The 23442-nt window shown below is 56.5% G+C and carries 18 protein-coding genes, 1 tRNA gene and 1 pseudogene; 11 read left to right on the top strand and 9 right to left on the bottom strand.

Going from position 1 to position 23442, the window contains the following annotated elements:
- The first annotated feature begins 2 nt into the window (after positions 1–2).
- Positions 3–713, top strand: a complete 711-nt coding sequence (locus tag ACYZTS_RS06130) for an SDR family NAD(P)-dependent oxidoreductase (RefSeq protein ID WP_461994739.1) — start codon at positions 3–5, stop codon at positions 711–713.
- Positions 714–1005: 292 nt separating this feature from the next.
- Here ACYZTS_RS06130 and ACYZTS_RS06125 read toward each other — a convergent pair whose 3' ends face one another.
- Positions 1006–1581 (bottom strand): TetR/AcrR family transcriptional regulator, encoded by a 576-nt coding sequence (locus ACYZTS_RS06125; protein ID WP_461994737.1) that lies wholly within the window; start codon positions 1579–1581, stop codon positions 1006–1008.
- Positions 1582–1727: 146 nt separating this feature from the next.
- Here ACYZTS_RS06125 and ACYZTS_RS06120 point away from each other — a divergent pair, with 146 nt between their 5' ends.
- From ACYZTS_RS06120 to ACYZTS_RS06100, 5 genes and pseudogenes are all read left to right on the top strand, one after another.
- The gene (locus ACYZTS_RS06120) at positions 1728–2828 is read left to right on the top strand and encodes an alkene reductase (RefSeq protein ID WP_461994735.1); all 1101 of its coding nucleotides are present in this window, start codon (positions 1728–1730) and stop codon (positions 2826–2828) included.
- Positions 2829–2900: 72 nt separating this feature from the next.
- Positions 2901–3689, top strand: coding sequence for an SDR family NAD(P)-dependent oxidoreductase (locus tag ACYZTS_RS06115; protein WP_461994733.1), 789 nt, complete (start codon positions 2901–2903; stop codon positions 3687–3689).
- Between the two features lie 47 nt (positions 3690–3736).
- Entirely contained in the window at positions 3737–4606 is an 870-nt protein-coding gene (locus tag ACYZTS_RS06110) for an alpha/beta fold hydrolase (protein WP_461994731.1), read from the top strand.
- A 77-nt stretch (positions 4607–4683) separates the two neighbouring features.
- A complete protein-coding gene (locus ACYZTS_RS06105; RefSeq protein WP_028620980.1) occupies positions 4684–5682 on the top strand; it encodes an NADP-dependent oxidoreductase in 999 nt (332 codons plus the stop codon).
- 560 nt (positions 5683–6242) lie between these two features.
- A pseudogene (locus ACYZTS_RS06100) lies at positions 6243–6842 on the top strand (transposase); the annotation flags it as partial.
- A gap of 177 nt (positions 6843–7019) precedes the next feature.
- Here ACYZTS_RS06100 and ACYZTS_RS06095 read toward each other — a convergent pair.
- Positions 7020–7253, bottom strand: coding sequence for a hypothetical protein (locus tag ACYZTS_RS06095; protein ID WP_461994729.1), 234 nt, complete (start codon positions 7251–7253; stop codon positions 7020–7022).
- A gap of 170 nt (positions 7254–7423) precedes the next feature.
- Here ACYZTS_RS06095 and ACYZTS_RS06090 point away from each other — a divergent pair, with 170 nt between their 5' ends.
- The 5 genes from ACYZTS_RS06090 to ACYZTS_RS06070 all read left to right on the top strand — a co-directional run bounded on the left by ACYZTS_RS06090 (position 7424) and on the right by ACYZTS_RS06070 (position 16118).
- Positions 7424–7939 carry an Hcp family type VI secretion system effector gene (locus tag ACYZTS_RS06090; RefSeq protein WP_461990698.1) on the top strand — a complete coding sequence of 172 codons (516 nt, stop codon included), beginning with the start codon at positions 7424–7426 and terminating at the stop codon, positions 7937–7939.
- Between the two features lie 131 nt (positions 7940–8070).
- The gene (locus ACYZTS_RS06085; protein ID WP_461994727.1) at positions 8071–10113 is read left to right on the top strand and encodes a type VI secretion system Vgr family protein; all 2043 of its coding nucleotides are present in this window, start codon (positions 8071–8073) and stop codon (positions 10111–10113) included.
- On the top strand, positions 10103–10846 hold the full coding sequence (locus tag ACYZTS_RS06080) for a DUF4123 domain-containing protein (protein ID WP_461994725.1): 744 nt from the start codon (positions 10103–10105) through the stop codon (positions 10844–10846). Before ACYZTS_RS06085 ends, ACYZTS_RS06080 begins: the two co-directional genes overlap by 11 nt.
- The gene (locus tag ACYZTS_RS06075) at positions 10843–15696 is read left to right on the top strand and encodes an RHS repeat-associated core domain-containing protein (RefSeq protein WP_461994723.1); all 4854 of its coding nucleotides are present in this window, start codon (positions 10843–10845) and stop codon (positions 15694–15696) included. The genes ACYZTS_RS06080 and ACYZTS_RS06075 overlap by 4 nt, the downstream gene beginning before the upstream one ends.
- Positions 15693–16118, top strand: a complete 426-nt coding sequence (locus tag ACYZTS_RS06070; protein WP_095188753.1) for a hypothetical protein — start codon at positions 15693–15695, stop codon at positions 16116–16118. The genes ACYZTS_RS06075 and ACYZTS_RS06070 overlap by 4 nt, the downstream gene beginning before the upstream one ends.
- Positions 16119–16820: 702 nt before the next feature.
- On the opposite strand, the gene ACYZTS_RS06065 is transcribed toward ACYZTS_RS06070, so the two are convergent.
- From ACYZTS_RS06065 to ACYZTS_RS06035, 7 genes are all read right to left on the bottom strand, one after another.
- Positions 16821–18149, bottom strand: a complete 1329-nt coding sequence (locus ACYZTS_RS06065) for a tyrosine-type recombinase/integrase (RefSeq protein WP_024645034.1) — start codon at positions 18147–18149, stop codon at positions 16821–16823.
- Positions 18150–18313: 164 nt separating this feature from the next.
- A tRNA-Thr gene (locus ACYZTS_RS06060) sits at positions 18314–18389 on the bottom strand.
- Between the two features lie 429 nt (positions 18390–18818).
- On the bottom strand, positions 18819–20048 hold the full coding sequence (locus tag ACYZTS_RS06055) for a methyltransferase (protein ID WP_461994720.1): 1230 nt from the start codon (positions 20046–20048) through the stop codon (positions 18819–18821).
- Complete coding sequence (locus tag ACYZTS_RS06050) at positions 20029–20718, bottom strand: ABC transporter permease (protein WP_150579546.1); 690 nt, start codon at positions 20716–20718, stop codon at positions 20029–20031. Before ACYZTS_RS06050 ends, ACYZTS_RS06055 begins: the two co-directional genes overlap by 20 nt.
- Entirely contained in the window at positions 20715–21410 is a 696-nt protein-coding gene (locus ACYZTS_RS06045; RefSeq protein ID WP_028620966.1) for an ABC transporter permease, read from the bottom strand. The genes ACYZTS_RS06050 and ACYZTS_RS06045 overlap by 4 nt, the downstream gene beginning before the upstream one ends.
- A 77-nt stretch (positions 21411–21487) precedes the next feature.
- Complete coding sequence (locus ACYZTS_RS06040) at positions 21488–22234, bottom strand: ABC transporter substrate-binding protein (protein WP_028620965.1); 747 nt, start codon at positions 22232–22234, stop codon at positions 21488–21490.
- Between the two features lie 13 nt (positions 22235–22247).
- Positions 22248–23021 (bottom strand): ABC transporter ATP-binding protein, encoded by a 774-nt coding sequence (locus ACYZTS_RS06035; protein WP_150579548.1) that lies wholly within the window; start codon positions 23019–23021, stop codon positions 22248–22250.
- Between the last annotated feature and the right edge of the window lie 421 nt (positions 23022–23442).

Genomic DNA, 23442 nt, shown 5'->3' with positions numbered 1-23442 from the left:
TCATGAGCAATTCGAAAAAAGTCATCGTTATCACTGGCGCTTCCCAAGGCCTCGGCGCAGGCATGGTCAAAGCGTTCCGCGATCTGGACTACAAAGTGGTCGCCACTTCGCGCTCGATCAAACCGTCCACCGATCCGGACATCCACACCGTCGCCGGCGACATCGGCGACCCTGCAGTGGCGCAGCGTGTCATCCGTGAAGCCGTGGAGCGTTTTGGTCGTATCGATACTCTGGTCAACAACGCCGGCATCTTCGTCGCCAAACCGTTCACCGACTACACCCCGGAAGACTACGCCGCCGTGCTGTCGGTGAACTTGAACGGTTTCTTCTACATCACCCAACTTGCAATCACCGAGATGGAAAAACAAGGCAGCGGCCACGTTGTCAGCATCACCACCAGTCTGGTCGACCACGCTATCGACGGCGTGCCATCGGTGCTGGCTTCGCTGACTAAAGGTGGCCTGAATGCCGCAACTAAATCACTGGCCATCGAATACGCCAAGCGCGGAATCCGGGTGAACGCGGTGTCCCCTGGCATCATCAAAACGCCGATGCACGGCGAGGAAACTCACGCAGCGCTGGGCAGCTTGCACCCGGTCGGGCATATGGGTGAGATCAGCGACATCGCGCAGGCGGTTGTGTATCTGGATCGCGCGAACTTTGTTACTGGTGAGATTCTGCATGTGGATGGGGGGCAAAGTGCGGGGCACTAAGAGCACTTTCTCCAAACGCCAGAAACAACAAAGCCCTCACTTGAGGGCTTCGTTGTTTGGGTCGAAAAATCGTGCAGATACGTCCGCAGATGATCAGGCGTCTGCTTGATCAGATTGGCCTCAACTTCACCAGCGACTTTTACGGAATTACCAGCCTTTGGCATCAGCCCTCCAGAGCTCAGGAAAGCCCATGCGCTGGAAGTGTGCAGCACCACACCTTTCGTCCAACGACGAAATGAAAGCGAGTCAGCGCGCTTTGTGCGACATCCATCTATCCCCTCTACGACTGAATCTACGATTGAATAGATAATGATGCAGTCATTTGCGCGTGACACACCGCCAGAATTTCATCGGCCAGCGCCGAGTCGTCAGGACAGGCGCGCGATAACATGATCGCGCCGACCGCTCGCGCCAGCAGATCAATCATTTTCACCCTCGCCTCACTCGGCGCTGTATCCGGCACGGTCCGGTATTTTTCCCCGAGCGTTTGCAACGTGCGCTCGATGCCTTCAGCGAATGCCGACTTCAAATCGCCCGACTGACGCGCCGCGTCACCGCACAACGCCGCCATGGTGCAACCCGTGGCGCGCCCGTCGCGATGATCCCTGGACACATACACGTCGATGAAATCCTTCACGCTCAATGCTTCGGCGCTTGCCAGTGAGTACGCAAGACTGTTGGCCGAGGCTTCGGCCATCAGGTCAGCCTTGGAACCGAAATGTTTGTAGAAGCCACCATGAGTGAAACCGGCGGCGGCCATCAGGTCGGCCACGCCGACACCGTCAAAACCGCGCTCGCGAAACAAGACTGAGGCTGTTTCGACGATGTGCTCCCGATTTGCCTGGGCCTGGGTCTTGGACACACGCATGTTCGATACCTCGCTACCGCTCAAATTTATCGGCTGATGATACATAGATGTTGATCATAATCAAAATCGTTGACAGTTTAGATTTAGATCATCATCCTAATCTCAAGCGATATGACCATTTTCCAACGGGCACGGAACAAACACCCATGAGCGACCTGAATCTGTTTACTCCCTACACGCTCGGCGCACTGACGCTGTCGAACCGCGTGGTTCTCGCTCCACTGACGCGCAATCGCGCAGGCAAAGGCTTTGTGCCGAGTGAGTTTGCTGCTGCCTATTACAGCCAGCGGGCCAGCGCGGGCTTGCTAATTTCCGAAGCCTCGCAGATCTCGCAGCAGGGGCAGGGCTATCAGGATACCCCGGGCATTTACACGCAGCCGCAGATAGAGGGATGGCGCAAGGTGACCGATGCCGTGCACGCCAAGGGCGGGAGAATTTTCCTGCAGCTGTGGCATGTGGGCCGTGTTTCCCACGTGGATCTGCAACAGCAAGGCGCGGCGCCGGTAGCCCCTTCCGCGCTTCGTCCCGCGACCAAGGTGTTCGTCAACAATCGCTTCGAGGACGTTTCCGAGCCGCGAGCGCTGGAGACTGACGAACTGCCGGGCATCGTTAACGATTTCCGCCAAGCGGCGGCAAACGCCATTGTGGCAGGCTTCGACGGCGTGGAGATCCACGGTGCAAACGGCTATTTGCTGGATCAGTTCATCAAGGACGGCGCCAACCTGCGTACTGATGCCTACGGCGGCTCAATCGCAAACCGTGCGCGCCTGCTGCTGGAAGTGACGGCCGCGGTGGCCGCCGAGATTGGTGCTGATCGAACGGGTATTCGCCTTTCGCCTGTCTCGCCAGCCAATGGTGTATCGAGCAGTGATCCACAGGCTCAGTTCGATTACATCGTCGACCAACTCAATGCTCTGGACATCGTATATCTGCACGTCGCCGAAGGTGCAACCGGTGGGCCACGCGACGTGGCGTTCTTTGATTTCGACGCCTTGCGCCACCGCTTCAAGAACACTTACATCGCCAACAACGGCTATGACCTGGACTTGGCCACGACACGCCTTGCGCATGACAAGGCCGACCTGATCGCCTTTGGCCGCCCTTTTATAGGCAACCCTGATCTGGTGGAGCGGCTCAAGGCCGGTGCGCCACTGTCCGCCTTCGACCCCTCCACGCTCTACGGCGGCGGAGCGGCGGGATACATCGACTACCCGACGCTTGCCGAATCAAGCGCTGCCGCGAACTAGGCACTGGCTGATCGAGCCTGGTTTTGTTCGTGCATCAATCCCAATCCATGTTCCTGAGAAAGAGCTGACATCATGACTACTCGCCCTACCGTTCTCATCACTGGCGCTTCCACCGGCATCGGCGCGGTTTACGCCGAGCGTTTCGCCGAACGCGGGCATGATCTGGTGTTGGTCGCCCGCGACCACTCGCGCCTGGAAACGCTCGCAGCAAAGTTGCGTGGCGAACACACCGTCGCCATTGAAGTGCTTCAGGCCGACCTGACTCAACTCAGCGACCTGCACTCCGTCGAAACGCGCCTGCGGGATGACGCGCGCATCGGCATCCTCGTCAACAATGCCGGCGCCGCACAGTCCGGCAACTTCATCGAGCAAAGCACCGAAAGCGTTGCGCAACTGGTGGCTCTCAACACCACCGCGCTGGTGCGGCTCGCCAGCGCCATCGCGCCACGCCTGTCCAAAGCAGGTGAAGGCGCGATTATCAACATTGGTTCGGTGGTGGGGCTGGCTCCTGAGTTCGGCATGTCGGTCTATGGGGCGACCAAGGCGTTTGTGCTGTTCCTTTCCCAAGGCCTAAGCCTGGAACTTTCGCCTCAGGGTGTTTATGTGCAAGCCGTACTGCCCGCCGCCACCCGCACGGAGATTTGGGATCGCGCCGGAATCGACATCAACACCTTGAGCGAAATCATGGAAGTGGGTGATCTGGTCGATGCCGCACTGGTGGGCTTCGACCGTCGCGAGCCAGTGACCATTCCTCCACTGCATGAAGGCGAGCGTTGGGATGCCCTGCAAACCGCGCGTCAGGGTCTTTTGTCGCAGATCAGGCAGTCCGCCGTGGCGCAACGCTATTTGACTCAAGTCTGACCCATGCCGAGCAGGCCGGCCTCGCCCCGCAATCGGACGGAGTAAACATGACCCTTATAGCTACATGCAATCACGCGGGTTCGCAGTCGACATTTATCAGCGCGGCGAACCAGTCGGTTCTGATTGGCGGGATACCCTTCGCCTATCGTGACCTGGGACCCAGGACGGAGGTCCCGCTGGTCATGTTCAACCATTGGGGAGCAGTGTTGGATAACTTTGACCCTAGGATCATCGACGGTCTGGCGAAAAACCGGCGTGTCATCACTACTGATTATCGCGGTATCGGTGGCTCGGGCGGCGCCGCGCCATTGACCGTCGGTGAGATGGCTGACGATGCAATCGGGCTGATTCGTGCGCTGGGTTTTGACAAGGTTGATCTGCTCGGCTTTTCACTCGGCGGCTTCGTCGCTCAAGACATCGCCCTGAAAGCACCCGAACGAGTGCGCAGATTGATCCTCACCGGAACCGGACCGGCCGGTGGCACAGGCATCGACTGCGTCGGTTCGGTGACCTGGCCATTGATGATCAAAGGTTTGCTGACGCTGCGAGACCCCAAGTTCTACCTGTTCTTTACTACCACGGCCAACGGCAAACGTGCCGCGTCCGAGTATTTGCAACGTTTGAAAGAACGCCAGCACAACCGGGGCAAAGGCCCGACCCCCGGCGCATTTTTTCGGCAGTTCAAAGCCATTACTGCGTGGGGCAAGCAAGCGCCGCAAGATCTCAGTCGTCTGCGGATGTTGACCCTGATTGCCAACGGGGACAACGACATCATGGTACCCACCGTGAACTCGATTGAGCTGGCGAAGCGAATCCCCAACGCGCAACTGATCATTTATCCCGACGCCGGGCACGGCAGCATTTTCCAGCACCATACCGATTTCGTGGCCAAGGCTATGGTGTTCCTCGACTCCTGACAGCCTGCACGTCTAATCGCATCAACGTTGTCGGGGCCGCGCCCCATTCTCATTCCACCGACAAGAGCAGCTGCAACATGAAGGCATTTTTTATCGACTGCTACGGCAAGCAGAACGGGATGATTGGCGAAGTGCCCGACCCTGCGGTCGGTGTACATGACGTTCTGATCCAAGTGCATGCGACTAGCGTGAACCCGTTGGACTCGAAGATCAAAACGGGGGAGTTCAAACTGATCTTGCCCTATACATTTCCATTGGTATTAGGCAATGACCTGGCCGGTGTGGTCGTTCGCACGGGTTCGGCGGTGAAGCGATTCAAGCCTGGTGACGAAGTCTACGCACGTCCTCCCGAGGCACGGATCGGGACGTTTGCTGAACTGATCGCCGTGAACGAAAACGCGCTCGCGCTGAAACCCTCGAATCTCGACATGGCCGAAGCGGCTTCCATCCCCTTGGCTGTCTTGACGGCCTGGCAGGCGCTGGTTGAGACCGCCCAGGTGAAAAAAGACCAGAAGGTGTTGATTCATGCCGGATCCGGCGGTGTCGGCACACTTGCCATCCAGCTCGCCAAACACCTTGGCGCCTTCGTTGCGACCACCACCAGCACGGCGAACGTCGAATGGGTGAAAGCACTCGGGGCGGATGTGGTCATCGATTACAAACAGCAGGATTTTGCAAACGAGTTGCGCGATTTCGACGTGGTGTTGAACAGCCTTGGCGCCGATGTACTGGAGAAATCGGTCAAGGTTCTCAAGCCTGGCGGACAGCTCATTTCCCTTTCGGGGCCGCCGACCGCGCAATTTGCCCAGGAGCAAGGTTTGTCTTGGCTGCTGGGGCAAGTCATGCGCCTGCTCAGCAGCGGTATTCGCCGAAAAGCCCGCAAACATGGGGTGAGCTATGCATTTTTGTTTATGCGTGCCGACGGGATACAACTGCAAAAAATCACTTCGCTCATCGAGGCTGGCGTCATCAAACCGGTCATCGATCGTTCCTTCCCTTTTGAATCGACTGCAGAGGCGTTGCGGTACGTCGAGCAGGGCAGATCAAAAGGTAAAGTCACCGTAACAATCAAATAAGCGCACTACACAAAATGTCAGTAGATAACGTACATGACGCCAAGTATCAGACTCCAGCGCTTGAACCAGAGGAGCCGCCACCGCACAACAGGCACACGCAGGAGCAGTTGCAACCGGATGTCGCACCTGTAGAAAAGCCGACGATCATTTGGCGTAGCTTGATGCTTGAGCAGTAACGAGCAATGGGTCATGCCACTCCTCAATTGAAGCAATGCTTCGCTACAAGCTGGTAGCGAATGGCAAGTCTTTGCGGCCATTGGGTTGGCCTAGGAGATAGAGGCCATCGCCGTCGAAAAGCTTGTAGGCTCGGTCTGTAGGTTTTGCCAAGCGGCTAGCTGCATCGGAAAGCGGGGCTGTGGTGCGCGACATGGGTACTCCCTTTTATAGAAGCGACCTGTATCCCAGACTCTACCCTTAAAACGGTTGGACCAGTTTCTGACGTAAATAGACGCAACCCCAAAACGAAAAAACCCGCCATAACAGACTGTGTGAAAACCTAGCAATCTGCCTGGCGATCAAAGAAAATGCTCCGCATCGAAAGATACGGAGCATTTTTCGTTATGGGCTACATTCAGGGACAGTCCCGCAGCCAGACCAGCCTGTTTCCGGTCTCGCTGGAAGAGTTGATCTCCGAGGATCACCTCGTTCGCGTTATCGACGTCTACGTCGCCAAGCTGGATCTGGCGCGACTGGGCTTTGATAAAGCACTTCCCAAGAGCACCGGCCGGCCCTCTTACGATCCAGCCGATCAGCTAAAACTTTACCTCTACGGTTATTTCCAGCGGATCCGTTCATCACGGCGCCTCGAAGCCGAGTGCCAGCGCAATATCGAAGTGATGTGGCTGATCAATCGACTCAAGCCCGATTTCAAGACCATCGCCGATTTCCGTAAAGACAACAAACCCGCTTTCATCGCGACGTGCCGGGCCTTCGTCCAGTTTTGCCGGACGGCAGGATTGATCGCGGGTGATCTGGTGGCGATTGATGGCAGCAAGTTCCAGGCTGTTGCTTCCTCGCGGCGCCATACAAGCTTGCAACGGCTCAAACACCAGGAGCAGAAGCTGGATAAACGCATTGCCCAGTACTTGGCCGAGCTGGATGAGGCGGATAAAACCGAAGCCGGCGAGAGGGTTGACCGCAGTGCGATCAAGACGGCGTTGCAAAGAGCAGTGTGGTTTCAACCGCAGGATGCGAGAGACAGCTTTTGGCCCAGAGTGTGTAAAAACGTTTTTCAGCGCGATTGGTATCCAAAGTAGAACAGCAAATCGCGTTTCTACGCAAAATCTAGGTCTGCAACCCAGCCGATAAACTTCAGATTTGGCATAGAAGCGCCAACTTCAATTTTGGATCAGCGTTTTTACACACTCTGGGCCGATAGCTGCCATTTCTACTTCACATTTCAACCGCCACAAAATCAAAAAACGCTTAGCATGGCCTATCGCCATACTGCGCAAGAAGTTGCGCAGTAGGTCGTAATATTTCAGGGCGGCAATCCTCTGCAGCCCAAGCGCTGCAAGGCCTGCAGCCAAGTGCGCAAGAAGTTGCGCAGTACTGCGCAACTTCTTGCGCACTTTCTCCTGATTATTCCGCTGAAAATCGCCCCGAAAGATGATCGACCACCGTGGCGACCCCGCCAGCCGGGCACTTCGCAAAACCTGGCACGCTCCTTGATAACAGTCAGGCACCCACCGGGCGATTTCGCCTCCCGGGCACTCTTATTTATTCAGCAAGGAGCACACCCATGGCTACACCAGCGTACATGTCGGTAACCGGCGAAAAACAAGGCCTGATCACTGCAGGCGCATTCACCGCCGACTCCGTTGGCAACACCTATCAGGAAGGTCACGAAGACCAGGTCATGGTTCAGGCTTTCAGCCACGACGTGATCATCCCGCGTGACCCGCAATCCGGCCAGCCAACCGGTCAGCGCGTACACAAGCCAGTCTCGATCACCAAGGTCTACGACAAGTCTTCGCCACTGCTGCAAGCCGCACTGACTTCCGGCGAGCGCATGAGCGAAATCGTTATCCAGTGGTTCCGTACTTCTGCTCAGGGCACCCAAGAGCACTACTACACCACCAAACTGGAAGACGCGATCATCGTCGCCATCAACAACAAGATGCACAACTGCCAGGACCCAGGCAACTCGCACTTCACCCACCTGGAAGAAGTGCAGTTCACCTACCGCAAAATCACCTGGACCCACGAAGTATCCGGTACTTCGGGTTCCGATGACTGGCGTTCCCCAGTCGTTTAATCGCGGCTGATCGTTACCCGCATCGGCCAGCTCTGCTGGTCGATGTCGTTTACGCCCTTTCAGAATTTTGCGTCTGCTGATTCCTTATTCAGGTCTTGGCAAACGCCGCAGTACTGCACGAGGAACAAGGGATGTTCGCGCCGGCCAATCAGACTCACTTTGCCCTGACCATTGAAGGCATTGCCCACGACTTTCAGGTGCTTGCCCTGCAAGGTCGGGAAGCCATCAGCCAGCCTTTTGTGTTCGAGGTGCAACTGGTCAGCGAAAAACCGGCCCTGGACCTCGAAACCATCCTGCACAAACCCGCCTTCTTGCAGCTATCGCCTGACGGCAGCGGCATTCATGGCCAGATCTATCGTGCGGCCCAGGGTGATGCCGGCAAACGCCTGACCCGCTATGCGGTGACCCTGCGCCCGCAACTGTCGTACCTGGCGCACCGCATCAACCAGCGCATTTTCCAGAACCTGACGGTGCCGAAAATCATCGCCAGTGTCCTCGAAGATCACGGCATTCAAGGCAATGCCTACGCCTTCAAGGTCGGGGCGGTTTATCCCGAGCGCATCTACTGCGTTCAGTACGACGAGTCAGACCTGCAGTTCATCCAGCGCCTGTGCGAGGAAGAAGGGATTCACTACCACTTCGAGCACACCACCACTGGCCACAAACTGGTGTTCGGCGATGACCAGACGGTGTTCCCGAAACTGTCCCCGGTGGCCTATCAGCAGGACTCCGGCATGGTCGCCAGCGACCCGGTGGTCAAGCGCTTCGACCTGCGCCTGGAAACCCGTACCAGCAGAACGACCCGTCGCGATTACGACTTCGAAAAACCCCGCATCACCCTCGAAAGCGAAAAGCGCGGCGACGCCCTGCCCGACCTCGAAGACTACGATTACCCCGGCAGGTTTGTGGACCGCGAGCGCGGCAAACACCTGGCCAACCGCGCCCTTGAGCGCCACCGTAGCGACTTCCAGCTGGCCGAAGGCAGAAGCGATCAGCCGATACTGGTCAGCGGCCATTTTCTCGCCCTGACTCAGCATCCAAAAGCCAAGTGGAACGATCTGTGGCTGCTGACTGAAGTGCTGCACGAAGGCAAACAGCCGCAAGTGCTGGAAGAGTCAGTCACCAGCGACACCACCGCACTTAAAGACGATTTCCATCAGGGCTACCGCAACCGCTTCCAGGCGACGCCGTGGGACGTGCCCCACCGCCCGCCCCTGACCCGGAAAAAACCGCGCATCCTTGGCAGCCAGAGCGCCGTCGTCACCGGCCCCAAAGGCGAAGAAATCCACTGCGATCAATACGGCCGCGTCAAAGTGCAGTTTCACTGGGACCGCGAAGGCCAGGCCGACGACAAAACCAGTTGCTGGCTGCGCGTCTCCTCGGCCTGGGCCGGCGCTCACTACGGCAGCATCGCCATCCCGCGCATCGGCATGGAAGTACTGGTCACCTTCCTGGAAGGCGACCCCGATCAACCTCTGGTCAGTGGTTGCCTGTTCCACAAGGAAAACGTCGTCCCCTACCCTCTGCCGGCCAACAAGACGCGCACCACCTTCAAGACCCTCAGCTCCATGGGTGGCGGCGGCTACAACGAACTGCGCATCGAAGACAAGAAAGGTCAGGAACAAATCTACCTGCACGCCCAACGCGACTGGGACGAGAACGTCGAGCACGACCAGAAGATTCGGGTCGGCAACGAGCGTCACGACACCGTCGAAAAGAACAGCTACACGGAATTCAAGGCCGAAGAACACCACACGGTTTATGCCGATCGCAAAGTTGAGGCCCGGGCGAATGATCACCTGACCGTGGGCGTCAATCAGCACATCAAGATTGGGACTGGGCAGTTCATTGATGCGGGGCAGGAAATCCACCTGAGCAGTGGTATGAAAGTGGTGATGGAAGCCGGAGCGGAACTGACATTGGTCGGTGGTGGCAGCTTTATCAAGATCGATGCTGGCGGCGTAACCATGAGCGGGCCGGTGATCAATATGAACTCTGGCGGCAGCCCCGGTAGCGGCACCGGCGCCGCGCCGCTGATACCCGGCATCCTGAAACAGGCCGATGCCGACAAGGCCGGCCAAGTGCTGACCCCGGCCCAGATCAACACCCTCAAACGCAACGCGCCGTTCTGCGAAGAATGCGAAAAATGCAAGGCAGGTGCCTGTGCCATCTGAACGACTGACACCCAAAGACTGGCTGGCACAACAGCCGCTGCTGACCGGCGAACGCCTGCACCTGATCATCAGCGCGACCAGCGACAGCGACGCCCTGAAAAACCTGTACCTGACCGAACCCACCGCCCAGCTCGTCCCGATCTGGGGCGGCACGCCCTACTCCACCTGGCAACCGGTGATGCCCTACGTCACTGAGATCAAACCGAACTCCGCGTTCCTACCGTGGATCGCTGAAACCGCCGCCCTCGACTGGGGCTGGCTGGCGGTATCACGCGCAGAGCCGAACGAAGTGTTCGAGCATTTGCGCAGCCTGACGCAGGTGAAGATGCCGGACGGCACCGAGGTGTTTTTCCGGTTCTGGGATGGGCGGCATATCTACCCGATCCTGCATGGGCTGGGGGAAAAAGCCGGGGAAGTGATGCCGATGTTTGAGCGGTATTTGATTAATGGGGAAGCGTTACAGGTTGGACCGAGGGCGCTGCCAAGAGTGAAGGATTGGCCGTGGTGGGAGGTGCCGAAGGATTTACTGGATGGGTTGATGGCCGAGAACCCGTCGACTGTTATCGGCAACATGATGCAGTGGCTGCTGGATGAGCATGCCGATCTGTACTTCTCGTTCCCTGAGTCGAACTTGAAACAAAAAGTGGCGCGATTTGTAAAACGCACGCCGCTCACGGAAGAAAATTTTACCGGCCTGCTGAAGGCCCATCTGGAAAGTGAGGTAGATGTATGAGCTTGGGCGAAACTTTTATTTATCTCACCGAGAAACAGCCGGACGAAAAAGAGATAATCTCCGATTTTAAGAGCTGCCTCTCGGAATATCGCTCTTACGCCACATATTTGGATGGCCTTGATGTGGAACAACAGTTCAAGGTCGGCGACGAAGTGGCAAAGGTAGCGCCTAAGGACAGCAAAAAAAAAGCCGTAGACTATGCTACATGCCCTGAAAACGGAAAACTTACACTTATTCATAGTTTCGAATCCGCACGATTCGTACCAATTGGAAACACTCCAGTCGTACTAGTCCCCGTCGATACGACAGGCAAGCCGATGGGGGCTGCCATAAAAAAGCAAATCGGCCCTACCGGGATCGAGGTCATTCCTGGTCTGACGCCTCATCAGCGATATATGGTGACCTTCTTTCCCAATCCTACATCTGCAGACCTCAAACGTTTGTTCGACTCCTACGATGGCGTCATTGGTGATTTGGCGACATGGTTAGAGAACGAATGGAAGATAACATGCCTGCCGCTCTGGCAAAAACACAACGAAGCATCCCTGTCTGAGAAGTTTTTTCAAAAATTACAAGCTGACTGGGATGGATTCTGGAGCTTCGTGATGAGTATATGGGGCGATATAAAATCGCTCTACAAATTGGTTGCGCACCCTCTAGATAATTATAAAAAACTCAAAGAATATTTCACCGAAGAGCAAATCAAAAAAATCTATAACTCATCGAAAGAGTCACTTCGAACCGCATTCTTGATTGCATGCGATGAACCACTTCTATGGGTTTATGTTTATGCAGTTTGGTCTTGGGTCACTATGCTGCCGCCGCAAACGCGCGCTGAGGTTGTCGCAAGACTCAAGACTGAAATCGTTTACATCATCCTCGGGATTATCTTCACCGCTGGTCTTGGCATTGCATTACGTGCTAGTGCAAAAGCGGTCAAGTCAACGTTGCAGGCTCAAAGAGCTTTCGAATTGGTAGAGAAGGTCACGGCCAAGCTGATTGAGATCAGTCGAATTCGCTTCAAAGCACACGCTGAAGCAGCCGCCCCGGTAAGGCTTTCTGGTGTAGGAGTAACCAACGCAAGCAAAAAAGCAGCGGCGGAGATCTTCCCTCATACGCCGGCACAATCGGTCGTTCCTCCAAAACATCCCACACCGGCGGCCGGTGCCAAGGTTGAACCAGACTCTCAGGTTCACGCGAGGAGCAAAACTCAGAACGAAACCCAACTGCAGCAAATAGAGCCGGTTCAGAACGTTCCGGAACAACCGAAGAACCCAGCAGACAAACCCAGCGACTGTGTAACAGCAACGTGCAAGAACGGTGATCCGGTTTCTATGGTAACCGGAGAAGAGTTGCTGACGCTTACCGATGGTACGCTGGCTGGACTGCTGCCCTTCGAATGGACGCGTCTGTATCGCAGCAGTGCAGTTGAAATAGACAGTCGTCTGGGTCATGGGTGGAGTCATTCGCTTTCCCACAGCTTGCAACTCGATAATGAGGGCGTGCTGTGGACTGACAATGAAAACCGCCAGACTCGCTTTCCAATACCGACTGAACAACGTCCGGCCATTACCAACAGTCTGGCTAAGGCGGCAATTTTCCTGGGCGATGCGCCTGGAGAGCTAATCCTCAGTCAAGCCGGATCAACAGTACGCTTCTACCACTTCCGTGCCGGGCGCCTGACAGCTATCAGCGACGCCTACGACAACCGGTTGCACATCAGCTACGACCTGGTTGATCGTATTCAGCGCATCGATAACAGGGCTGGTCGCTCACTGCTTTTACGTTACGACGACAGGCACATCGTCGCAGTCGATTACCAGCAACAGCGTTCAGAATACAACGAGCGTGGTGAACGCCAGGATCCCTGGGTGACCCTTCAGACACTCGTCAGCTACCGCTACAACACGCAGAAACAATTGGTCTCCTCGACCAATGCTGCCGGCGAAAGCGAGCACTATCGTTACAACGACCAGCACGTCATCCTTGAGCGTCAACTAGCGGGTGGCGCCAGTTTCTTTTGGGAGTGGGAATACGAAGGTAAGCACTCCCGTTGTATCCGTCATTGGACGAACTACTCGTCACTCGAAACACGATACGAGTGGGACGATAACGGGTCGGTCACCGTATACAACCCCGATGGCAGCGAGCAAATCTATGTGCATGACGAAAATGCACGCCTGGTCAGCGAAACCGCAGCAGACGGTGGTGAAACACAGAAGGCCTATGACGATGAAGGGCGACTGGTTGCGGTCAAGGATCCGTTGGGCGCTGTCGTCGAGTACCAATACAGTAAAGCTGGCCGCCTAATTGCGGTAATTCCCCAGGAAGACGAGCCTACACGGTACAACTACTTCAACGGCCAGCTTGTTGATGTTCAATGTGGCAAGGCACGTTGGCAGTACATCCGTAACCGTCAAGGCGACATCACCCAGCAAATCGACCCTGAGGGTAACGAAACCCACTACAGCTACGACCGCCATGGCCGCCTGCTGGAAATTCGTCACCCCGACGGCAGCCGTCATCAACTGGGCTGGAACAACCTCGGTCAGTTGCTGGAAGAGCGCTTGCCCGACGGTGGCCAGCGCAAGTACCGCTATGATGCGCTGGGTCGGCAGATCACCCGACAGGACGAATTCGGCGCCATCACTCAATACCAGTGGGACGCCGCCAACCGTCTAACGCAGGTCACCCTACCGGGTGGCGCGAGCCGTGCGTATGCTTACAACGCGTATGGTCGCGTTACCGCCGAACGTGACGAGCTCGGTCGTATTACCCGCTACGAATACGCCGACAACCTGCATCTGCTCAGCCGCCGCATCAACCCGGACGGCAGCCAATTGCGCTACCGCTATGACAATGCCGGCCTGCTGCTCACTGATATCGAAAATGAACGCGGCGAGCACTACCACCTTGACTATTACAGCAACGGCCTGATCCAACAGGAAACCGGTTTCGATGGCCGCCGCACCGCATACGAATACGACCTCAAAGGCCAGTTGCTGAAGAAAACCGAATTCGGCGACGACGGCAGCGAACTGGTCACCGAGTATCAGCGCGATGCTGCTGGTCGACTGCTGGTGAAAACCCTCGCCGATGGCGAAGAGATTCACTACAACTACGACGCCCTGGGTCGTCTGGTGAATGTCGACGACGGACACTGGCCGCTCGCCTACGAATACGACGTGCAGGATCGCCTGATCACCGAGCACCAGGGTTGGGGCACCACGCGCTATGAATACGACAGCGTCGGACAGCTGAGTCACTGCCGCCTCCCCGACGGCAGCACACTCGACTACCGTCATCTCTCGGGTGGACGCCTGAGCAGCATCGACCTCAACGGCTCACGCCTCACCAGCCACCAATTCAACGCCGGTCGCGAACAGCAGCGCCAGCAGGGCCTGTTGCTCAGCCAATACCAGTACGACGAACAAGGTCGCCTGCAAGCGCACAGCGTCAGTCAGCGTGAAAAAAACCTGTTCCAGCGTCGCTATAACTACGACGCCAACGGCAACCTCGCCAGCATCGACGACAGCCACAAGGGTAACCGCAGCTTCCATTACGACCCGCTGAACCGCTTGACCAGCGTGCGTGGCGCGACACCGGAAACCTTCGCCCACGACCCAGCCGGCAACCTGCTCGGCCAGAACAACGAAGGCACAGCCAACCTCGCCAACGTCAAAGGCAACCGCCTGCTGATGCAAGGCGACCGCCATTACGACTACGACGCTTATGGCAACCTGATCCGGGAGCGTCGCGGCACCGGCCAGAAACTCGTCACCGAATATCGCTACGACTGCCAACATCGACTGATCGGCGCAAGCCTGCCGGGTGGCAGCACCGCGTCCTACAAATACGACGCCTTCGGTCGCCGCATCGAGAAAACTGTTGATGGCCATACCACCGAATTCTTGTGGCAAGGCGAACGCCTGATCGCCGAAAGTGGCGACAACCGTTATCGCACTTACATTTACGAACCCGGTAGTTTCCGTCCACTGGCGATGCTGGACGGCGAAGGCCCGCGCAGGGCAACGCCGTTCTACTACCAGCTCGATCATCTGGGCACACCGCAGGAACTCACTGACTACAGTGGCGAGATCATGTGGTCCGCGAAGTATCGCGCCTACGGCAATCTTGCCGCGCTGGACGTCAGCGAAATTGACAACCCGTTGCGGTTCCAGGGTCAGTACTTCGATGCGGAGACAGGCCTACACTACAACCGTCATCGCTACTACAATCCGGGGACTGGGCGGTTTCTGACTCCGGATCCGATCAAGCTTGCGGGTGGCTTGAACAGCTACCAGTACGTGCCTAACCCTACAGGGTGGGTGGATCCGTTGGGGCTAAACAACTGCCCCCCTCCCGAGGTAGATGGGCAAGAGTCCCTATTAAAGCCCCCTGAAACTGCCGCTACGGTAAATGAGGGTGCACCGAAGGCTCCGGGACCTGAGCATGGTAAAAATCCTAAGTTTTTCAAGACTGAAACCACATGGAAAGCAAGCGGAAAAGGAACGGGTAATGAATATAAAGTCTTCCAGCAGGACATTGACTGGAGTCTAGAACACAAAGGCGTGTCTAATTTGGATAGAGCGAAAGATGGTGGTGCACCTTACATTATGAAGGATGGAGTTCCTCAGCAGCTTCAGTTACACCACTCAAGGCAAAATGGAAAGGGCCCGCTTTTTGAGCTGAGTCGAAAAACTCACCTGACCACTTTGAAGGGACGAGGACGAGAAGCGGTGCATCCTTATGGGCACAGCCAACACCCAGAGCAGCCTGTAGATAGGGAACTTTTCAAGAAAGAAGTTCCACAATACTGGAAAGACCGAGCAGCCGAGGCTTCGAAATGATCCCTAATGAACTAGTAAAGCTTATTGAGAAACAACCTGGTGACATTCATCGGAAAGATAAAAAATCCGTTTTGAAAGAACTGGCAGTGTTAGGTATAGACCCGAGCAGTGAACTGGCCGAGTTTTTTTTAAACTACACCATAACTTTTTTCAAAAGCAGTTCTTCAGATGAGGAACTATGTGACATCGCCGACCCCAGTAACGAAATAGAGGTCGGCACGGATTTTATTCAGGAGGTGTGGGAGCTTCCAGAAAATTTCATTTGCCTTACAAATGTTCAGGGCGAGGGATGCTACCTGTACGAAAAAAAAAGTGGTGAGGTTTTAGATTTTAGCCTAGCTAAGCGAGATGAGTTCTTGGCTGGCACAGTGCAGAAAAAATGGAGCGGTTTTTTTGAGTTCCTGACTTGGTATCTATCGTAATGCAGATTTGTTATTTGTGAAGTTGCACCGGCTCACCAGCTTTGCGCCCAAATAACTGGGTTTCCGTGGTTTGGACAAAGGTCCGGCCCTGTAACCAGAATCCATCATGTCAAAGCTCAAGACGTAGCAGTACCCCTGCTCGTCCATCAGCAGCGCGCCTTGGCCATGATGGATTTCGGGGATGCTCACCAAGGTACTGCACGGGCATTGCTGCCACTCAAGGAATTCTTCGCTGTAATGCAGATGTTCAAAGGTGTCAAATTCGACATCCTTGTAGCGCACTCCTCGCCAGCACTGAAGGTGCCAACCTAAAGCGGGCAATTTTTTCAAACACCGCCGCGGCCGGGTGTTCAAGTGTGACGAAGCCCGGCAATGGTTCGGTGCAAGTGGTACAGCCAGCGTGCGGCCAGAATCTTTGTTAGCAAAAACAAGGTGCATTTCAGACAGACGCCCGCCTGGCTATTTCAGAACCTCGGCCTCATTGCGCGCCGCCCTCCATCAAGGGCTATTTTTTCAGCTACCTGTTCAAATGCCTGACCGAAATCGCCAATACTGTTGATCATCTCGAAATACCACTGAAAAGACTCCAGCACGAAATCCTCATCCGAAACCCTATCAGGGTACATTGAATCGACACCAGATTCGTAGTCACTTTTTTGGATGGACCCGCGAGGAAGGGCGGACAACGGTGATATCACCGGCTTACCCACGTTTGGATGCGCCACGGCTATTTTGTAGGGCCGTGATGTTGTCGCCGACTGGGTGAGCGAATTCGTGGGGTGTCACATGCCCATGGCGGTTGGCGTCGATGTAGTTACTCCACCACGCCATGATCAGCCTGCGCTGCTCCAGAAATTCAGCTTTGTGGATATATGCGGCGCGCACGCGGTTGCGTTCCTTGTGGCTCATTTGTCTTTCGATGGCTGCGTCTGTCCATAACCCGGACTCCAGGAGGGCGCTACAGGCCATGGTCCTGAAGCCGTGGCCGCAAACGTCCTTGCTGGTGTCATAGCCGACGTTGCGGAGCATGGTGTTCACCGTGTTCTCGGACATGGGCTTCCAGTACTTGTGGTCGCCCGGTAGCACTAACTCTGAAAAACGACTGAGGCTGCGCAGGCGCTCCAGTATTTCGATGACCTGCGGCGACAGCGGAACCATTTGAATGTCGCCGTTCATCTTGGTCCCACGTGTAGAGTTGCGTACCCCTTCAATCGGTGCGCGCGTATCGGGGATTTCCCACATGGCGCGTTGGAGGTCGAACTCACTCCATCGCGCGAAGCGCAGCTCGCTGGAGCGGACGAACACATGCAGAGTCAGCAGCACGGCAAGGCGCGTCAGCTCGCGGCCGTTGTAGTTGTCGATACGGTGTAGCAGTTCGGGTAGGCGGTTGAGGGAGAGGGCCGGGCGATGGACTGTGCGCGGCGCGTGAATCGAGCCTGCCAGATCCAGTGCAGGATTCATGGTGATCTGCCGAGCCCTTTTGGCCCCGCGCATGATGGTGGATAAGTAGTTCTGTACCCTTAACGCCACATCCATGGTGCCGCGTTCCTTGATGCGCTGGGTGATCTCTAGCAGGTCATGGGTATCGAGTTCGGCGATGGGCCGTTGGCCGATCAGCGGGAAGACGTGGGTGCGCAGTCGGCTCATTACGGTTTTTGCGTGGCCTTCGGTCCAGCGGCGGGACATATCGGCGTGCCACTCCAGGGCAACGGTTTCGAAAAGCAGTGCCGCCCGTTGGGCTACGATCTTGGCCTTCTTCTTTTCTTCCATTGGGTCGAGGTTGTCGAGCAGCAACGCCTTGGCTTCGTCTCGCTTACGTCGTGCGACGGAAAGGGTAACGATGGGGTAATTGCCGATGATGAGCGTACCTTCCTTGCCGCTGGGCTTGGTGTACTTCAAGCGCCAGGTCTTCACGCCATTGGGTTTGACGAAAAGGTACATGCCGCCGCCGTCGAACAGTTTGTAGGCGCGTTCGCGGGTTTTGGCCGTGCGGCATTGCAGGTCGCTGAGGGGGATCGCTAGACGTGGCATAGGGGTACGCGCTCCTGACCGGGAAATCGCAGTACCCCTAACATACCCTCGGGGAAGGGGGATTTTGTTGGATCCCGACGGAGGGTTCTGGAACGAAAAAATCCGCCAAAGGGCGGGTTTTCGGGGCTTCCAGAGCATGCGGTGGAATGCAGTGGAGCCTAATGTGGTGCCGGCACCAGGAGTCGAACCCGGGACCTACTGATTACAAGTCAGTTGCTCTACCAACTGAGCTATACCGGCGTGTTAGGGCGACGATTATAGCGATTGGAATGGTTCTGTAAACCCCTGAATTCAGACTATTTTTGCGAAGGCGTCATGTGAGGTCTACGAGCCCTGATAATGCTGATGAGATCCAGCAAAAACGCCCGTATTCGGCCTCCTAAATTCCCGTAATCCATCGCCGATCAATGCGGCACTTGGGAAACACAGCCAAGCACGGAAAGCTGTTTATGTTGTTTCGGCTTAACGCTTATGCACAACGCGGCATATGTATCGCGCCACGACGAGCAATTTTGTGGATCTGTTCTCATTAAGCACGCAAATCCCTGTTTTAGCGGTTTTTTATGCGAGTGTATGAAAAGTGAACAACAGCGTTTCACCCCTGAAACAGCTGTAAATATTGGATCCACTATAATTTCATCAACAGACTTATCCACAGGCGCTCGGCGTCTAGGTCTTCTCCGCGAGCAAGATGAAATTACGCGGTGTGAGCGGTGTTTCACAGAAGGTGCCGAGTCTGACGTCGTAACCTTGATCAATCAGGAAAAGTGCCCGATCAAGTACCAGCCAGAGCTCAAGCGGGCGTCGGAAAAGTCCGCGCAGCAGCTCAAGATTGCGCACCTCGGCCAACCGCTGCCATCCAGCAGCTTCAAGCGCTGGCCAATCCTGCGTGCCCGTTGTGGATAACTCTTTCAGCGCAGCCAAATGATGGCAGTAATCAGCGAACGACTTATCCAGCCATGAGCTTGGCAGGGAAGGCGTAGACAAGTATTCATCAACACCGCGAAACTTCCGTTGCAGCAGGTCGAAAGCCAGCCGCCGAGCCATCGAAGTATCGCGCTGACGTCTGACCCGGGCACCCGCTGTAACGGTTTCACTCGCAGGTAGCGACAGATCGTCGAGTGAAAGCTGTAAGTCGGATCTCAAGCCAGCGCGGGAAATTGGCTGGTAAGCGGTAGAACTGATCCGGTTGTAACAGCACGGCGCGATCGCCAGTTGTTTGCAACCGGCCGCGCTGGCGAGCTGAATCAGCCGCACGTGCAGATCACCGCAAGCGTGCAACGCGACCGGCGTGTGCGAGGCGTTCAATAAAGAAGCGACGCCTGGCGCCAGAACATCCTGCTCGACATGTAGAGCGTGCAACTGATGACGCTGGCTGAGCGCTTGCCCACTTATGACCAGCGCCGGATCGTATTCCAGGCAAGTGAGCTGCTGAGAATGTTGTAACAAGCGTCGACCCAAGTGGCCTTTGCCTGAACACCAGTCCAGCCAATGGGTCGCGGTGGCGGTAAATATCAACCGACTGGCAAACGCCTCGATCTGCTGCCATTTACGCCCCGGCACATCAACGTTCAAGCGATGGCCTGCCGCTTCAAGTTCACGCGAAGGCAAATCACCCACAGCACTCAGCTCAATCGACATGGCCGCTAGTGAAGCGAAGGGTTCTGGCGCATCGAGAAGTGCAGGCTGGTTGTGCGCGTTTTCTGCATCCTCCAGTGTCCGAACCCGCAGCCATGCAGCCAATTGCGGGTAGGACGCTTCCCAAGGCAAATGCAGATGTGTGAACGGCCGAGGCTTCCACAGCGCCTGATGCACTGTCAGAAACGCATCCAGCGCCGCGAAGCGGGCGAGCAGGTCCTCGCCCGTCAACACGCAGGGATCAGCGCCCTTGGCAGGCATCAACGCGCAGCCAGCGCTCCAGCAGCTTGAAGCCGCGGACCAGTACAAACGCCATCAGCAGATAGAACATGCCCGCGGCGAAGAAGATCTCCACCGGCAGGTACGTCCGGGCAATGATGGTGCGGGCCATGCCGGTCAGCTCCAGCAACGTCACGGTACTGGCCAGGGCGCTGGCCTTGAGCATCAGGATCACTTCGTTGCTGTACGCCGGTAACCCGATGCGGGTCGCACGAGGCAGGATGATGTAAAACATTGCTTTGGCGCGAGACATGCCCAGCGCCCGGGCGGCTTCGATCTCTCCCTTCGGGATCGCCTGGATCGAACCGCGCAGGATCTCGGCAATGTAAGCGGCAGTGTGCAGCGTCATGGTGGCGGTCGCGCACCAGAACGGGTTGCGCAGATAAGGCCACATTGAGCTGTTACGCACCGCGTCAAACTGCGCCAGGCCGTAGTAGACCAGGAACAGCTGAACCAATAACGGCGTACCGCGGAAAAAGAAGATGTAGGCGTAGGGAAACGCGCGCACGTACCAGAGACGTGATGACCGGGCGATGCCCAGCGGGATCGCCAGCAGCAACCCGGCGATCACTGCAATGGCCACCAGCTCCAGGGTCAGCGTGGCGCCCTGGGCCAGTTTCGGCAGCCATTTGATGATGACTTCCCAGTTCATTGGGTGCTCCTCGCGAAGCCGCGAGCGGCGCGTTTTTCCATGAAGTGCATGCCGGTCATGGCCAGAATCGTCAGGCCCAGGTACATGAACGCAGCCACCATATAGAAGGTGAACGGTTGCTTGGACACGGTCACGCCAATTTGCGCATGGCGCATGATTTCTTCCAGGCCGATCACCGACACCAGCGCGGTGTCCTTCATCAGGATCATGAACAGGTTGCCCAGGCCGGGCAGGGCGATGCGCCACATCTGCGGCATGATCAGCTTGGTGAAGATGCGAAATTTCGACAGGCCCAAGGCGACGCCAGCTTCACGGTGTCCTTTGGGGATCGCCAGGATCGCACCCCGGAAAACTTCCGTGGCATACGCGCCGAAGCACAGGCCCAGCGCGATAACGCCAGCGGAGAACGCGTTGAGTTCGAGGTCGGGCTTGCCGAAAAATTCGCCCAGGGCACGCATCAGATTGACCGTGCCGAAGTAGATCAGCAGCACCCAGAGCAATTCCGGAATGCCGCGAACCAACGTGGAATACGTGCCGCCAAGCCATTGCAGCGGCTTGTACGGGGAAGTCTTGGCCAAAGCGCCGAGCAGGCCGAGCACCAGCCCGAGACACAAGGCAGAGAGTGCCAGTTTCACAGTCATCAGCGCGCCAGCGGCGAGCGCGGGGCCGAATCCGTAGAGATCGATAGTCATGGAATTCTTTTCAATCGCGGCAGGCAATGCCGGGGACCGGCGCCGTCAGAGAACAGCGTCGGTCCGGCAGGTCAGAATCAATAGATGCTGAACGGGAAGTACTTGTCGTTGATTTTCTTGTAGGTGCCGTCGGCAACGATTTCTTTCAGAGCGGTGTTCAGCCTGTTGCGAATCTCATCGCCTTTACGGACTGCGATACCGATCTTGTCGCTTTCTTCCACCGGGTCGCCTTTGAATTCGTACGACTTGCCAGCGTCGCTTTTCAGCCACTCGTAGTTCACGTATTTGTCAGCCAGGATGCCGTCGAGACGACCGGAGGTCAGGTCGAGGTATGCATTTTCCTGGGTGTCGTAGAGTTTGACTTCGACGCCTTCCATGTTGTCTTCCATCCAGGTGCCGGCGAGGGTCGCACGTTGTGCGCCGATCACTTTGCCTTGCAGGGAATCCTTGTCGGTTTTGAATTCGACGTTTTTCGGCGCGATGAATTGCAGTTTGTTGGAGTAGTACGGGTCGGTGAAGTCGACCGCTTGCTTGCGCTCGTCGGTGATCGACATCGAAGAGATCAGGAAGTCGAACTTCTTCGCGTTCAGGGCCGGGATGATGCCGTCCCAGTCAGACGTGACCACGGTGCATTCAACTTTCATCTTGGCGCACAGCGCGTCGCCGATTTCCTTGTCGAAGCCGACAACGTTGCCGCTGGCATCTTTGTTATTGAACGGCGGGTAAGCCGCTTCGATGCCCATCTTCAAGGTTTCGGCGGCGGCACCGGCGCTGAACGCCAGGGTGACGGCGGCTGCCAGGAAGATCTTTTTGAAGTTCTGCATGTGGATAGCTCCGTTAGCGGTTGCTGGACATGAATTGTTTGCAGCGCGCCGAAAGCGGGTTGTCGAACACCTGCTGTGGCGATCCTTGCTCTTCTACCAGGCCCTGGTGGAGGAACACCACTTCGCTGGAGACCTGACGGGCAAAGCCCATTTCATGGGTCACGAGCAACATGGTGCGGCCTTCTTCGGCCAATGCACGGATGACATTAAGTACTTCCTGGACCATTTCCGGGTCAAGCGCGGAAGTGGGTTCGTCGAACAGAATCACCTTGGGCTGCATCGCCAGTGTGCGGGCGATGGCCGCGCGTTGCTGCTGGCCGCCGGACAGTTCGGCGGGGTAGGCGTGGCGTTTGTCGGCGATGCCAACCTTGGCCAGCAAGGCCTCGGCGACTTCGGTGGCCTCGGCTTTACTCTGACCGAGCACGCGGCGCGGGGCTTCGATGATGTTATCGAGCACGCTCATGTGCGGCCACAGATTGAAGTTTTGAAACACAAAACCGATTTGACTGCGCAGGCGATTGATCTGCTTGCCATCGGCAGCAACCAGTTCGCCGTTCTTCGCGGCTTTGAGCTTGAGTTCTTCACCCGCCACCAGAATCTGACCCTGATGCGGGTTTTCCAGCAGATTGATGCAACGCAGGAACGTGGACTTGCCGGAACCGGAGGAACCCAGGATCGAGATCACATCGCCGTCGCGGGCGGTCAGCGAGATGCCTTTGAGCACTTCGAGCTGGCCGTAGCGTTTGTGCAAGTTGCGGATTTCAAGCGCGGGCGTGGCCTCAGCCATGTGCGTTCCTCATAATATTTCGCTCCTGCTGTTAGCGGCCTTCCTGGCGAGGCGGCCAAGCTAGCATAGCGTCTGAATGGCAGCCAACAGCGGTTGGAGCGGTAAACGGGTGGCGTGCGGTCGGTTGTCGCATCGGCGCAGCAGACTGTCGCGCTGCTATCAACCGAACAGCTGTTTGAAGCCTGCTTTTAGCTATAACGCTGCAGGTGTCGCCTAAAAAAAGGCGCGATGGTGCCAGCTTTGGCGGGGTACTGGAAGCGCTATCCGGACAAACGTGGCTGATCTGCACATTTATTGGGCGACCGGCATTTTTATGCTGGGTTTCTGGTGCGGGTATTCGTCCTGAAAGTGAGTCGCAGGGTAACGCTCTGGCGAATTGCCATTAATCTCAATGACTTGCGATGACTGTCCGGTCAGTCCT

Source organism: Pseudomonas sp. TMB3-21, assembly GCF_054898145.1.
The sequence above is the reverse complement of the archived record's forward strand: the minus strand, read 5'-3'. Positions and strand labels throughout refer to the sequence as shown.

Coding starts and splice junctions, on each gene's coding strand:
- ACYZTS_RS06130 (WP_461994739.1), top strand. CDS start 3: ATGAGCAATTCGAAAAAAGTCATCGTTATCACTGGCGCTTCCCAAGGC.
- ACYZTS_RS06125 (WP_461994737.1), bottom strand. CDS start 1,581: ATGCGTGTGTCCAAGACCCAGGCCCAGGCAAATCGGGAGCACATCGTC.
- ACYZTS_RS06120 (WP_461994735.1), top strand. CDS start 1,728: ATGAGCGACCTGAATCTGTTTACTCCCTACACGCTCGGCGCACTGACG.
- ACYZTS_RS06115 (WP_461994733.1), top strand. CDS start 2,901: ATGACTACTCGCCCTACCGTTCTCATCACTGGCGCTTCCACCGGCATC.
- ACYZTS_RS06110 (WP_461994731.1), top strand. CDS start 3,737: ATGACCCTTATAGCTACATGCAATCACGCGGGTTCGCAGTCGACATTT.
- ACYZTS_RS06105 (WP_028620980.1), top strand. CDS start 4,684: ATGAAGGCATTTTTTATCGACTGCTACGGCAAGCAGAACGGGATGATT.
- ACYZTS_RS06090 (WP_461990698.1), top strand. CDS start 7,424: ATGGCTACACCAGCGTACATGTCGGTAACCGGCGAAAAACAAGGCCTG.
- ACYZTS_RS06085 (WP_461994727.1), top strand. CDS start 8,071: ATGTTCGCGCCGGCCAATCAGACTCACTTTGCCCTGACCATTGAAGGC.
- ACYZTS_RS06075 (WP_461994723.1), top strand. CDS start 10,843: ATGAGCTTGGGCGAAACTTTTATTTATCTCACCGAGAAACAGCCGGAC.
- ACYZTS_RS06070 (WP_095188753.1), top strand. CDS start 15,693: ATGATCCCTAATGAACTAGTAAAGCTTATTGAGAAACAACCTGGTGAC.
- ACYZTS_RS06065 (WP_024645034.1), bottom strand. CDS start 18,149: ATGCCACGTCTAGCGATCCCCCTCAGCGACCTGCAATGCCGCACGGCC.
- ACYZTS_RS06055 (WP_461994720.1), bottom strand. CDS start 20,048: ATGCCTGCCAAGGGCGCTGATCCCTGCGTGTTGACGGGCGAGGACCTG.
- ACYZTS_RS06050 (WP_150579546.1), bottom strand. CDS start 20,718: ATGAACTGGGAAGTCATCATCAAATGGCTGCCGAAACTGGCCCAGGGC.
- ACYZTS_RS06045 (WP_028620966.1), bottom strand. CDS start 21,410: ATGACTATCGATCTCTACGGATTCGGCCCCGCGCTCGCCGCTGGCGCG.
- ACYZTS_RS06040 (WP_028620965.1), bottom strand. CDS start 22,234: ATGCAGAACTTCAAAAAGATCTTCCTGGCAGCCGCCGTCACCCTGGCG.
- ACYZTS_RS06035 (WP_150579548.1), bottom strand. CDS start 23,021: ATGGCTGAGGCCACGCCCGCGCTTGAAATCCGCAACTTGCACAAACGC.